Origin of the sequence: Citrobacter sp. wls827 (assembly GCF_005280875.1) — a bacterium.
GTDB classification, from domain to species: domain Bacteria; phylum Pseudomonadota; class Gammaproteobacteria; order Enterobacterales; family Enterobacteriaceae; genus Citrobacter; species Citrobacter youngae.
Genome location: NZ_SZWR01000001.1, coordinates 449,212 through 461,219 on the forward strand (window position 1 = coordinate 449,212; position 12,008 = coordinate 461,219).

A 12,008-nucleotide genomic window follows, 5' to 3' on the forward strand; every position below is an offset into this window, starting at 1 on the left:
TCTTCGGTGACTGGCTGTGCGAAACCGCGGCGAAAGACAATAAGCTGATGGCGATCACCCCGGCAATGCGCGAAGGCTCCGGCATGGTGGAGTTTTCCCGTAAATTCCCGGACCGCTACTTCGATGTGGCGATTGCCGAGCAGCACGCGGTGACGTTTGCTGCCGGTCTGGCGATTGGCGGCTATAAGCCGGTCGTGGCGATTTACTCTACTTTTCTGCAACGCGCGTACGATCAGGTGCTGCATGATGTCGCCATTCAGAAACTGCCGGTCCTGTTCGCTGTCGACCGGGCAGGGATTGTTGGCGCAGATGGACAAACTCATCAAGGGGCGTTTGATCTCTCCTTCCTGCGCTGCATCCCGGAAATGGTCATCATGACCCCGAGTGATGAAAACGAATGCCGCCAAATGCTGTTCACCGGCTATCACTACAACGACGGTCCAACGGTCGTGCGCTACCCGCGCGGTAACGCGGTGGGCGTAGAGTTGACCCCGCTGGAACAACTGCCTATCGGGAAAGGTATAGTGAAACATCACGGGGAGAAACTGGCAATTCTCAACTTCGGTACCCTGATGCCGGAAGCCGCTCAGGTCGCAGAGTCGATGAACGCCACGCTGGTCGATATGCGCTTTGTGAAACCGCTGGATGAAACGTTGATCCTGGAAATGGCCGCCCAACACGACGTGCTGGTCACCATTGAAGAGAACGCCATTATGGGCGGTGCTGGCAGCGGCGTAAACGAAGTACTGATGGCACATCGTAAGCCAGTTCCGGTACTGAATATTGGCCTGCCTGATTTCTTCATTCCCCAGGGAACTCAGGACGAGGCTCGCGCCGAACTGGGCCTGAATGCCACCGGAATTGAGGCCAAAATCAAGGCCTGGCTGGCATAATCCCCCCCTCGCTCCTGCTATGCTTAATGAATAACACGCTAAGCAGGAGCGAATTTATGCAATACAACATCTTAGGAAAAACCGACCTTCGGGTCTCCCGCCTTTGTCTGGGCTGCATGACGTTTGGCGAACCCAATCGCGGCAATCACGCCTGGACGCTACCGGAAGAAAGTAGCCGTCCGATAATCAAACATGCCCTTGAGGGCGGTATTAACTTTTTTGATACCGCCAACAGCTACTCCGCTGGCAGCAGCGAAGAGATTGTCGGTCGCGCGCTGCGTGATTTTGCCCGCCGCGAAGATGTCGTGGTCGCCACCAAGGTTTTTCATCAGGTTGACGACCTGCCGGAAGGATTATCCCGCGCACAAATCCTGCGCTCAATCGACGACAGCCTCAGACGTCTGGGTATGGACTATGTCGACATCCTGCAAATTCACCGCTGGGATTACAACACACCTATTGAAGAAACCCTGGAGGCTCTAAACGACGTAGTGAAAGCCGGTAAAGCGCGCTATATCGGCGCCTCATCCATGCACGCTTCGCAGTTTGCTCAGGCACTGGCCCTGCAGAAACAACACGGCTGGGCACAGTTCGTTAGCATGCAGGATCACTACAACCTGATTTATCGCGAAGAAGAACGTGAAATGCTGCCGCTTTGCTATCAGGAAGGTGTGGCGGTGATCCCATGGAGTCCGCTGGCGCGTGGTCGCCTGACGCGCCCGTGGGGAGAAACGACGGCACGTCTGGTTTCTGATGAAGTCGGTAAAAATTTGTACAACGAGAGCGATGAAAACGATGCGCAAATTGCCGCACGGCTGGCCGGTATCAGTGAAGAATTAGGCGTCACGCGTGCACAGGTTGCGCTGGCCTGGCTACTGAGTAAACCCGGTGTGGCAGCGCCGATTATCGGTACGTCGCGTGAGGAACAGCTGGATGAGTTGCTTAATGCGGTGGATTTAACGCTGAAACCAGAGCAGGTAGCCGAGCTGGAAACGCCGTACAAACAGCATCCGGTGGTGGGATTTAAATAAGCATTGGCGATTGCTAATTGTAGGCCGGATAAGCATAACGCATCCAGCACTGATTGCCCGATGGCGCGACGCTTATCGGGCCTACAACAGCCCCCAAAAGGGTTAAATAATCCCTACCGGCCAGTGATGACCGATAAAATACAAAATTCCGGCAGAGAGTATTCCGGCCACAATATCGTCGATCATGATCCCCGTCCCGCCATGCACGTTGCGATCGAACCAACGAATCGGCCACGGCTTCCACATATCCAGGATACGGAAAATCACAAAACCCGCGGCAACCCACTGCCAGTCGTTGGTTGGTAGCGCCATCAGGGTTATCCACATCCCGACAAACTCGTCCCAGACAATGCTGCCGTGATCGTGCACGCCCATATCTTTCGCCGTTTGATGGCACAGATAAACGCCAATACAGATAGACAACATGACCACCAGCGAATACAGCTGCCACGGCAGAAACGTCATTAAATACCAAAATGGGATCGCCGCCAGCGATCCCATGGTGCCAGGAACAATTGGACTCAGTCCGCTGCCAAAACCGGTGGCCAACAAGTGCCACGGGTTGCGCATACTCAGGCGACTTTTGGCGACATCTTTTTTAAGGCGCGGCAAAATGGTCATATCCTTTCCAGTCGAACGTGACGGGTTTTCCGTCGCGCGTAAAGTGAATGCCTTCCACATCCGCGCTCATCTGCCCGATACAGGTAAACGCTGCGCCGAGATTCCCCAGCGCCACGTCCAGCGCGCCACGGTTAATTTCCGGTACGGTAAAGCATAACTCATAATCTTCACCACCCGAGAGCGCCCAGCGCAGCGCCTGTTCCGATTCCACGTGTTGGGCAAATGCCGGAGAGTAAGGCAGCGCATCAACGTTAACCCGCGCGCCGCAGCCGCTGGCATTAACGATATGCCCCAGATCGGAGATCAGGCCGTCGGAAATATCGATAGCGGCGCTCGCCAGATCGCGCAGGGCTTGTCCCTGCAGGATGCGCGGCGTTGGCCGCAGATGACGTTTAAGCAGATAGTCTGCGTCTTTTGCATCTCCAACCTGCAACCGATTCTGTAAAATCGCCAGCCCCGCCGCGCTGTCTCCCGGCGTACCGGTAACATAAATCCAGTCTCCCGGTTTCGCTCCGGAGCGTTTTAAGGCCCGTCCTACAGGGACGTAGCCATGGATACCCAACGTCATCGACAGTGGCCCACGCGTGGTGTCACCGCCAATCAGCTGCATATCATAGTAATTCAGCAGTTCAAACAGGCCATCGCTGAAGGCTTCAAGCCAGGCTTCATCGACGTCAGGTAACGTGAGCGCCAGCGTCAGCCATGCAGGGTCCGCCCCCATCGCCGCCAGATCGCTCAAATTCACCGCCAGCGCTTTCCAGGCGAGATCGGTCGGATCAATGTCAGGGAGGAAGTGGTTACCAGCTACCAGCGTATCGGTACTGATCGCCAGCGTCTGTTTTTCAGGGATGTTCAGAAGTGCGCAATCGTCACCAATACCGGTTTCGACATCAAGACGAGAGGTTCTTACGCGGTCAAAATAACGGGCAATCAGGGAAAATTCGCCGCATGCCATACGTTATGCCTCAGCAGAAAAAAAAGAAAAAGCCGGGGATAGCGGAAACATGTTCCACCATCCGACCGGCCTCGGAATTACTTTTTGTTGGGGCGAATCACAGGTGCTGCTTTATCCAGTACGCCGTTGACGAATTTGTGGCTGTCTTCAGCGCCGAAGGTTTTCGCCAGTTCAATCGCTTCGTTGATGGCCACTTTGTATGGCACATCGCTACGTTTAGACAGTTCAAACAGCGCAATACGCAGCACGGCTTTTTCTACCTGACCCAGCTCTTCCAACAGGCGAGACAGGTAAGGCTTCATTAAGCCATCCAGGTACGCGCTGTTAGTCGCCACCCCGGACAGCAGTTCACGGAAATACAGAACGTCGACATCTTTTACGTCCTGTTCCGCCAGGAACTGGTATTCAACATCAGCGATGTCGTTCTGGGACAACTGCCAGGAGTAGAGCGCCTGGACGGCACACTCACGGGCGCGGCGACGAGCAGCAGGTTTCACGGATTTCCCCTTACAAAAATCAGGCCTTGATGGCTTTCAATACATTAATCATTTCAAGCGCAGTCAGTGCAGCTTCTGCGCCTTTGTTGCCGGCTTTAGTGCCAGCACGTTCGATGGCTTGTTCAATACTTTCGGTGGTCAGAACACCGAAGGCTACCGGAATGCCGCTGTCCTGAGCGACATGCGCCAGGCCATTGCTTGCACCGCCAGCCACATATTCGAAGTGCGCGGTACCGCCACGGATCACCGTACCGAGCGCAATCACCGCGTCGTATTTACCGGTTTTCGCCAGAGCGTCAGCCGCCAGCGGCAGCTCATAGGCACCTGGAACCCAAACAACGGTAATGTTTTCATCTTTAACCTGACCAATACGTTTCAGGGCGTCGATCGCACCTTCCAGCAGGCTGTCATTGATAAAGTTGTTGAAACGCGCAATGGTGATGGCGACGCGAGCGTCCGGGGTAGCAACGTTAGCTTCAATAATGTTCATATTCTTCCTTCGGGTTCGATTTATAGCCCCGTAAGGGGGGCGGATTTTATCATAATATTCTGTGCGCTGCTTCCTCTAAATCAGAAAGCCTCACGCAGTCGTTAAATGCAGGCAAACGTCCGGGCCCACCTGGCGTATCTCATTGAATTTGAAATGGGGTGCGTCAGCCAGTTTCTCAAGGCCTGGAAGCACACATAATCCTCGCGCATCGCTGCCTAACAGTTTAGGCGCAACATACACGATTAGCTCATCGACCACGCCGGCCTGCAATAACGCGCCAGCAAGCGTTGGGCCTGCTTCAACCCAAATGCTGTTAATTTGCTGCCTGCCCAGTTGCATCATCAGCGCCACCAGATCCAGATGCCCGTTATGTTCCGGTACCTTCAGGCTACGCACCGTTTCCGGCCAGCTGCGAGGGTCGTCTTTAGTCCGGGCAATCCAGGTTTCTCCTGGCTGTTGCACAATACGATGCTCCGGCGTGACCTGATTCTGGCTATCAAGAACAATGCGGATTGGCTGGCGCAGCTCTTCCTGCGGGTAACTCGCCTGGGTAGACTCCCCAAGCTCCGACCAACGCACGGTAAGCTGAGGGTCGTCGGCTAACACCGTAGCGCTACTGGTTAAAATGGCATGGCTTTGCGCGCGTAAACGTTGCACATCGCGGCGCGCCTGTGGTGAGGTAATCCACTGGCTTTCACCGCTGGCCATCGCCGTACGGCCATCAAGCGAGGCGCCAAGCTTAAGCTGCAGATACGGGAATCCCGTACGCATGCGCTTGAGAAAGCCTTTATTCAGTTGCTCAACTTCGCTCATCATCAGCCCGTGGCTGACATCAATGCCCGCCTGCTGCAAACGATAGAGCCCACGTCCTGCGACCTGCGGATTAGGATCCTGCATCGCGGCAACCACACGTGACACGCCTGCGGCAATCAACGCATCGCAGCACGGCGGCGTACGGCCATGATGACTACAGGGTTCAAGCGTCACATAGGCCGTTGCCCCTTGCGCTTTTTCTCCCGCCATCCGCAGGGCATGGACTTCGGCATGTGGTTCGCCCGCGCGGTGATGATACCCTTCACCGACGATCTCCCCATCTTTAACAATCACGCAGCCCACGTTGGGATTGGGGTGAGTGGTAAAACGTCCGCGCGCAGCAAGCTTCAGCGCGCGCGCCATGTATAATTCATCCTGCATGGCTTAGTCCTGTAGGCGAGCAATCTCCTCGCCAAATTCTTTGATATCTTCGAAACTCCGGTAAACCGAAGCAAAGCGGATGTAGGCGACTTTATCGAGTTTTTTCAACTGCTCCATCACCAGGTTGCCAATCATCTTGCTCGGCACCTCACGCTCGCCAGTCGCACGCAGTTGTGATTTGATATGGTTCAACGCCATTTCGACGTCATCAGAGCTGACCGGACGTTTCTCAAGCGCTCTGAGCATGCCGCTGCGCAGCTTATCTTCATTAAAGGGTTCACGCACATCGTTGCTTTTCACAACGCGCGGCATGACTAGTTCAGCCACTTCAAAAGTGGTGAAACGTTCGTTACAGACCAGACACTGCCGACGGCGGCGTACTGAGGAGCCCTCGCCGACAAGACGAGAGTCAATTACCTTAGTGTCTACGGCGAAACAGAATGGGCAATGCATACGGCGTCCTGTACCTCAGTGGTTGACCGGAATCTATTTTACCCTGAACTGGCGTGACAACAAAGGCGCAACGCTTTTGAGACAAAGGATCGATGCCTTCGCGCTCAGTGCGCACTACCATTATGCTATCGCGACAATAAAGGAAGTAATCACAATGACAAGACGTTACCTAAGAATTCTCCTGGTGGGAAGTCTCTTTAGCCTAAGCGCCTGCGCACAGCAAAGCGAAGTACGCCAGATGCATCAAAGTGTTAGCACGTTGAATAAAGAGATGGCGCAGCTAAATCAGGAAACGGTAAAAATTACTCAACAAAATATGTTGAACGCAAAATCAACCAGCGGCGTCTATCTGCTGCCAGGTTCCAAAACCCCTGCCCGACTGGACAGCCAGATAGGCACGTTACGTATGTCGCTGATAAATATTGCGCCGAACGCCGACGGTACGCGCCTGACGCTGCGGATTCAGGGTGAATCCAACACGCCTTTACCCGCCTTTAGCGCCACCGTCGAATACGGGCAAATTCAGGGCACCACGGACAACTATCAGGAAGTGAACGTTCACAACCAATTGGTCAACGCCCCGGCAAGTATTCTTGCCCCCAGTGATGTAGACATTCCATTGCAGTTAAACGGACTGTCTCCAGATCAGTTAGGTTTTGTTCGCATCCACGACATCCAACCTGTTAGTCAATAAACTTTTTGCGGAACGTTTTTGTGCGTTCCGCAACATCACTCCCGCCCATTTTGTTACTCCTCTGACATAAGCGATATTTCCGGTAAAACTTGGCAACATTCACCGGAGCCAGTACAATTCGCCGCCTAAAGTACGCAAACGTGAACGCAATCGATTACGCAAATGATAGAACTGTGAAACAAGACATATTTTTGTGAACAATGATTTTTATAATAGGCTCCGAAGAATTACGAAATATTTAGAAACGCAAATTGCGCATTTTTCACTCCCGAAAGGGATTTCAAACAGTGGCATACATATGAAAAAAACATTACTTGCAGCCGGTGCAGTGCTGGCGCTCTCCTCGTCTTTTACTGCCAACGCGGCAGAAAATGACAAACCGCAATATCTGTCCGACTGGTGGCACCAGAGCGTCAACGTGGTGGGTAGCTACCACACCCGTTTCTCCCCGAAACTGAACAACGACGTGTATCTGGAATATGAAGCGTTTGCCAAAAAAGACTGGTTTGACTTCTATGGCTACATCGATATTCCTAAAACCTTCGACTGGGGTAACGGCAACGATAAAGGTATCTGGTCTGACGGTTCCCCGCTGTTTATGGAAATCGAACCGCGTTTCTCCATCGACAAGCTGACCGGCGCTGACCTGAGCTTCGGTCCGTTCAAAGAATGGTATTTCGCCAACAACTACATCTACGATATGGGTGATAACAAAGCCAGCCGCCAGAGCACCTGGTATATGGGTCTGGGTACCGATATCGATACCGGTCTGCCGATGGGTCTGTCTCTGAACGTGTATGCTAAATACCAGTGGCAGAACTATGGCGCATCCAACGAAAACGAGTGGGATGGCTACCGTTTCAAAGTGAAATACTTTGTGCCGATCACCCAGGTATGGGGCGGCCAGTTGACCTACATCGGCTTCACCAACTTCGACTGGGGCTCAGATTTGGGTGACGATCCGAACCGCACCAGCAACTCTATCGCTTCCAGCCACGTTCTGGCGCTGAACTACGATCACTGGCACTACTCCGTAGTGGCGCGTTACTTCCACAACGGCGGCCAGTGGAAAGGTGGCGACACTCTGAACTGGGGCGAAGGCGATTTCAGCGCGAAATCTACCGGTTGGGGTGGTTACCTTGTTGTGGGTTACAACTTCTAATCCAGCCAATCTATCGCAGACAAGCCAGCTTAACCGCTGGCTTTTTTATGGCCGGTCTTCACAGCGTACTTTACGTAAAAAGTCACTTAGCGATCGATCCGCTGATTCGCGAAAATACCTGTTAAGCGGCGTGATCTTCAGACAACGATCAACGCGAAAACAGCGATAATCGTCACGTTTTTCACACCAGGCAACGAGCAGCCAGTGCTCGCCCCAGAAAAATAATCCCAGCGGCTGAACGTCGCGCCAGGAGAGATTCCCGGACTCATCGCGATAATGCAGCGCCAGCGCCTGCTGCGCCGAAACCGCGCGATGAATGAGATCGAACGCACTGCGTGAATGCGGCTGATTACCAAAATCAGGTGCGAAAATCCGCGTTTGCTCGGCTCTGCGCCGACTCTCTGGCGGCAATATCGCCAACACTTTTTCCTGTGCTGATTCCAGCGCCTGTGAGAGTGAATCCCCGCCCCATGTTTTCAGCAACCGAATCGCTACCATCAACGCTTCTGATTCGTGCTGGGTTAACATCAACGGCGGCAGATCAAACCCCGCCATTAAGCGGTATCCACTACCCACTTCGCCTTCAATGGGCACGCCGGATAAATAGAGATCGCGGATATCGCGATAAATCGTCCGTTCAGACACCTCCAGACGTTCTGCCAGCAGCGCCGCCGTTGTCACTCGCCTGCCACGCAGGATTTGTACAATCTGAAACAAGCGGTCGGCGCGTCTGGTCATATTAATCGTCAGTCCTGAAAAAATTACGCGGGTTGATGTAAACCAACGCGATTGCCTTCGCTGTCAGTAAACAGCGCAATCGTGCCAATGTCTTGCCCCAGTTCAAGCGGGCCAAACACGCACTGGCCGCCAGCGATGGCGACGCGTTCAAGCGTTGCAGCCAAATCGTCCGTATGCAGGTAAATAATAGCGCCCTGCGCTGAAGGCGTAATACCGTCAAATTTAGCCAGTGCACCGCCAGGAGCGGGATCCTGATGCGGAAATACGGCCAGCTCAGCGCAGTCCATGTTCTCCCGACGCAAAGAAACCTGCATCACTGGTTCATAAAAAGCGATGGCGCGATCCATTTGTGCTACGGGGATTTCAAACCAATTAATTACGTTGCTCATACTTCCTCCTGCCTGTGTGGGTAATCTCAGAAGGACTATAAGACAGGGCTACTGACAGCATACTGTCAGTAGTGTGGCGACAGGAAAAGATAATTGCCTGTCGCTAATTCACAGGCAAAAAAAATCCCGACCTTGCGATCGGGATTCCAGTATTTCCACTCTTGATGGGTTAAGGCAGAATTGACGGCTGATCCGCCCCTTCTTTCTCGACCTTCTGCTGCAGCATGTGCTCACGCTTCATACCCAGCTTCAGCGCCAGCGCCGATGCCACGTAGATAGAGGATGCGGTACCGATGGACACACCGATCAGCATCGTCAGCGAGAAGCCTTCCAGTACCGGACCACCGAACAGGAACAGCATCAGAATAACCATCAACGTTGTACCGGACGTAATCAACGTACGGTGCAGCGTTTGAGTCAGTGACACGTTAAAGATTTCGTAAGGCGTACCGCGACGAATTTTGCGGAAGTTTTCACGAATACGGTCAGATACAACGATACTATCGTTCAGCGAGTAACCGATTACCGACATCAGTGATGCGACGATAGTCAGGTCAATCTCGATATGGAACAACGACAGGATCCCAAGTGTGATAATCACGTCGTGCGCCAGAGCAATAACCACCCCTGCCGCCAGTCGCCACTCAAAGCGGAAACCGACGTACACCAGGATGGAGATCAGCGCTGCCATTAGCGCCATCGCACCGGTTTGCGCCAGATCAGCCCCCACGCTCGGACCCACGAATTCAATTCGCTTCACCGCGGCGTTTTGGTTGGTGGATTCGTTAATCACACTCAACACTTTGCTGCCCAGCACCTGACCGCCGTCTGCACCTTCAGTTGGCGGCATACGTACCATAATGTCGTGGCTGCTGCCGAAGTTCTGCAGAAGTGGATCAACGAAGCCCGCTTTCTCCAGCGCATCGCGCATCACGTCCATATCGGCCGGTTTTTCCAGCGTGATTTCAATAACCGTACCACCGGTGAAATCGAGACCCCAGTTAAACCCGCGTACGCCCATCACCACGATGGCCGCAATCAGCAGGAAACCTGAAATGCCGAAAGCCCAGTAGTCCCAGCGCATAAAGTCCCAGACTTTACGGCCGTGGTTTAATTGTTCAACAGTATATTCCTGTGCCACTTCGCACTCCTCAGATTGACAGCTTTTTGACGCGCTTGCCGCCATACAACAGGTTTACGATGGCACGTGTACCGACAATCGCGGTAAACATCGACGTCGCCACACCAATACCGGTAGTAATCGCGAACCCTTTAATTGCCCCGGTGCCAACTGCGTACAGGATGATGACCTTGATCAGCGTCGTAATGTTCGCATCAAAGATGGAGCTAAATGCGCCCGCATAACCTTCGTTGATGGCCTGCTGCACCGAACGCCCGTTACTCAACTCTTCTTTGATACGTTCGTTGATCAGTACGTTCGCATCGACCGCGACGGCAAGGGTTAAGACGATCCCCGCAATCCCCGGCATACTTAGCGTTGCGCCCGGCAGTAGCGACATAATACCGACAATCAGCACCAGGTTAGCAATCAGCGCACTCGTCGCGATCAGACCGAACTTCTTATAGAAGAAGATCATGAACAGGATAGACACCACCAGACCGGCCAGACACGCTTCCAGACCCTGTTTAATGTTCTGCATACCCAGGGTTGGGCCGATGGTACGTTCTTCCACAATCTGAATCGGCGCAATCAACGCACCGGCACGTAACAGCAGAGAAAGCTGACGCGCTTCGTTCGGGTTGTTGATACCGGTGATACGGAAGCTGTTACCCAGGCGAGACTGGATGTTGGCGATGTTAATCACCTCTTCCTGTTTCACCAGCACGGCGCGACCGTTAGCATCTTTCTTACCGCTGTCTTTGTACTCCACGAACAGGGTCGCCATCGGCTTACCGATGTTGTCCTTGGTGAAGTTGGACATGATGTTACCACCCGCGCTATCCAGCGAGATGTTAACCTGCGGCTGATTGTATTCGTCCTGGCTGGAAGTGGAGTCGGTGATATGGTCACCGGTCAGGATCACGCGCTTGTACAGCACAACCGGCTGACCTTCACGAGACTGTTTCACTTCCGAATCACCCGGAACACGACCCGATGCTGCAGCGGACTGGTCAACGTTGGTGTTTACCAGACGGAACTCCAGCGTTGCGGTTGCGCCCAGAATTTCTTTCGCACGCGCGGTATCCTGAATACCCGGCAGTTCGACCACGATGCGGTCAGCACCCTGACGTTGTACCACCGGCTCAGCAACACCCAGTTGGTTAACACGATTACGCAGAATGTTGATGTTCTGCTGTACCGCGTACTCACGGGCTTCGCTCAGGCGCGCATCGGTCATTACAGCACGCAGTGCATTGCTGCCCTGGCTGGAAATAACCAAATCCTGGTGACGCTTGCTCAGGTAAGAGATAGCTTCATCACGGGCGCTGCTATCACGGAAAGTGATGCTCAGACCGTAGTTATCTTCTTTGCGAACGGTAGTATAAGGAATGCCTTTTTCACGCAGATCGCTGCGCAGGCTATCGATATTTTGTTCCTGCAACTTACTCAGCGCGGTATCCATATCCACTTCCATCAGGAAGTGAACGCCACCACGCAGGTCAAGACCGAGTTTCATCGGTTCTGCGTGAATGGCTGCCAGCCAGCGCGGGGTTGCCGGAGCAAGGTTAAGCGCCACGACGTATTGATCACCCAGCACGCCCATTAACACTTCACGTGCGCGCAGTTGGGTATCAGTGGAGTCGAAGCGCGCGAGAATAGCACCCTCTTCCAGAGCCACAGACTTAGGTGTGATTTTATCTTCTTGTAACGTTTTCTGGACCTGGATCAGCGTTTGCTCACTGGCGGCGGCACCGCGCACGCCAGTGAT

General features: G+C 53.6%; 14 protein-coding genes. 4 read left to right on the plus strand and 10 right to left on the minus strand.

The genetic code is table 11. The features are described 5' to 3' along the window. Both dxs and yajO read left to right on the plus strand, forming a co-directional pair. On the plus strand, nucleotides 1-893 hold an 893-nt coding region (gene dxs, locus FDX03_RS22940), incomplete at its 5' end, for a 1-deoxy-D-xylulose-5-phosphate synthase (RefSeq protein WP_249356969.1). Between the two features lie 56 nt (nucleotides 894-949). Further along, nucleotides 950-1,924 (plus strand): 1-deoxyxylulose-5-phosphate synthase YajO, encoded by a 975-nt coding sequence (gene yajO, locus FDX03_RS02115; protein ID WP_137345408.1) that lies wholly within the window; start codon nucleotides 950-952, stop codon nucleotides 1,922-1,924. 102 nt (nucleotides 1,925-2,026) lie between these two features. Here yajO and pgpA read toward each other — a convergent pair whose 3' ends face one another. The 6 genes from pgpA to nrdR form a co-directional block, all read right to left on the minus strand. Further along, on the minus strand, nucleotides 2,027-2,545 hold the full coding sequence (gene pgpA / locus FDX03_RS02120; protein WP_003021578.1) for a phosphatidylglycerophosphatase A: 519 nt from the start codon (nucleotides 2,543-2,545) through the stop codon (nucleotides 2,027-2,029). Then, the gene (gene thiL / locus FDX03_RS02125) at nucleotides 2,523-3,500 is read right to left on the minus strand and encodes a thiamine-phosphate kinase (RefSeq protein ID WP_048212437.1); all 978 of its coding nucleotides are present in this window, start codon (nucleotides 3,498-3,500) and stop codon (nucleotides 2,523-2,525) included. Before thiL ends, pgpA begins: the two co-directional genes overlap by 23 nt. Nucleotides 3,501-3,577: 77 nt before the next feature. Next, nucleotides 3,578-3,997 (minus strand): transcription antitermination factor NusB, encoded by a 420-nt coding sequence (gene nusB, locus FDX03_RS02130; RefSeq protein ID WP_000801129.1) that lies wholly within the window; start codon nucleotides 3,995-3,997, stop codon nucleotides 3,578-3,580. Between the two features lie 19 nt (nucleotides 3,998-4,016). Further along, a complete protein-coding gene (ribE, locus tag FDX03_RS02135; RefSeq protein WP_003021575.1) occupies nucleotides 4,017-4,487 on the minus strand; it encodes a 6,7-dimethyl-8-ribityllumazine synthase in 471 nt (156 codons plus the stop codon). 90 nt (nucleotides 4,488-4,577) lie between these two features. Then, nucleotides 4,578-5,681, minus strand: a complete 1,104-nt coding sequence (ribD, locus tag FDX03_RS02140; protein ID WP_137345409.1) for a bifunctional diaminohydroxyphosphoribosylaminopyrimidine deaminase/5-amino-6-(5-phosphoribosylamino)uracil reductase RibD — start codon at nucleotides 5,679-5,681, stop codon at nucleotides 4,578-4,580. Nucleotides 5,682-5,684: 3 nt separating this feature from the next. Beyond that, nucleotides 5,685-6,134, minus strand: a complete 450-nt coding sequence (nrdR, locus tag FDX03_RS02145; protein ID WP_016152032.1) for a transcriptional regulator NrdR — start codon at nucleotides 6,132-6,134, stop codon at nucleotides 5,685-5,687. A 154-nt stretch (nucleotides 6,135-6,288) separates the two neighbouring features. On the opposite strand from nrdR, the gene FDX03_RS02150 reads away from it, so the two are divergent. Both FDX03_RS02150 and FDX03_RS02155 read left to right on the plus strand, forming a co-directional pair. Further along, complete coding sequence (locus tag FDX03_RS02150) at nucleotides 6,289-6,828, plus strand: DUF3251 domain-containing protein (protein ID WP_137345410.1); 540 nt, start codon at nucleotides 6,289-6,291, stop codon at nucleotides 6,826-6,828. Nucleotides 6,829-7,126: 298 nt separating this feature from the next. Further along, on the plus strand, nucleotides 7,127-7,990 hold the full coding sequence (locus tag FDX03_RS02155; RefSeq protein ID WP_003021561.1) for a nucleoside-specific channel-forming protein Tsx: 864 nt from the start codon (nucleotides 7,127-7,129) through the stop codon (nucleotides 7,988-7,990). 45 nt (nucleotides 7,991-8,035) lie between these two features. Here the strand turns inward: FDX03_RS02155 and FDX03_RS02160 are convergent, their stop codons facing one another. The 4 genes from FDX03_RS02160 to secD form a co-directional block, all read right to left on the minus strand. Beyond that, nucleotides 8,036-8,728 carry a YafY family protein gene (locus FDX03_RS02160; RefSeq protein ID WP_137345411.1) on the minus strand — a complete coding sequence of 231 codons (693 nt, stop codon included), beginning with the start codon at nucleotides 8,726-8,728 and terminating at the stop codon, nucleotides 8,036-8,038. Between the two features lie 23 nt (nucleotides 8,729-8,751). Then, nucleotides 8,752-9,117 carry a VOC family protein gene (locus FDX03_RS02165; RefSeq protein ID WP_061067415.1) on the minus strand — a complete coding sequence of 122 codons (366 nt, stop codon included), beginning with the start codon at nucleotides 9,115-9,117 and terminating at the stop codon, nucleotides 8,752-8,754. A gap of 169 nt (nucleotides 9,118-9,286) precedes the next feature. Continuing rightward, nucleotides 9,287-10,258 (minus strand): protein translocase subunit SecF, encoded by a 972-nt coding sequence (secF, locus tag FDX03_RS02170; RefSeq protein WP_003021550.1) that lies wholly within the window; start codon nucleotides 10,256-10,258, stop codon nucleotides 9,287-9,289. Between the two features lie 10 nt (nucleotides 10,259-10,268). Next, a partial coding sequence (gene secD / locus FDX03_RS02175) for a protein translocase subunit SecD (protein WP_170973085.1) occupies nucleotides 10,269-12,008 on the minus strand: 1,740 nt, incomplete at its 5' end.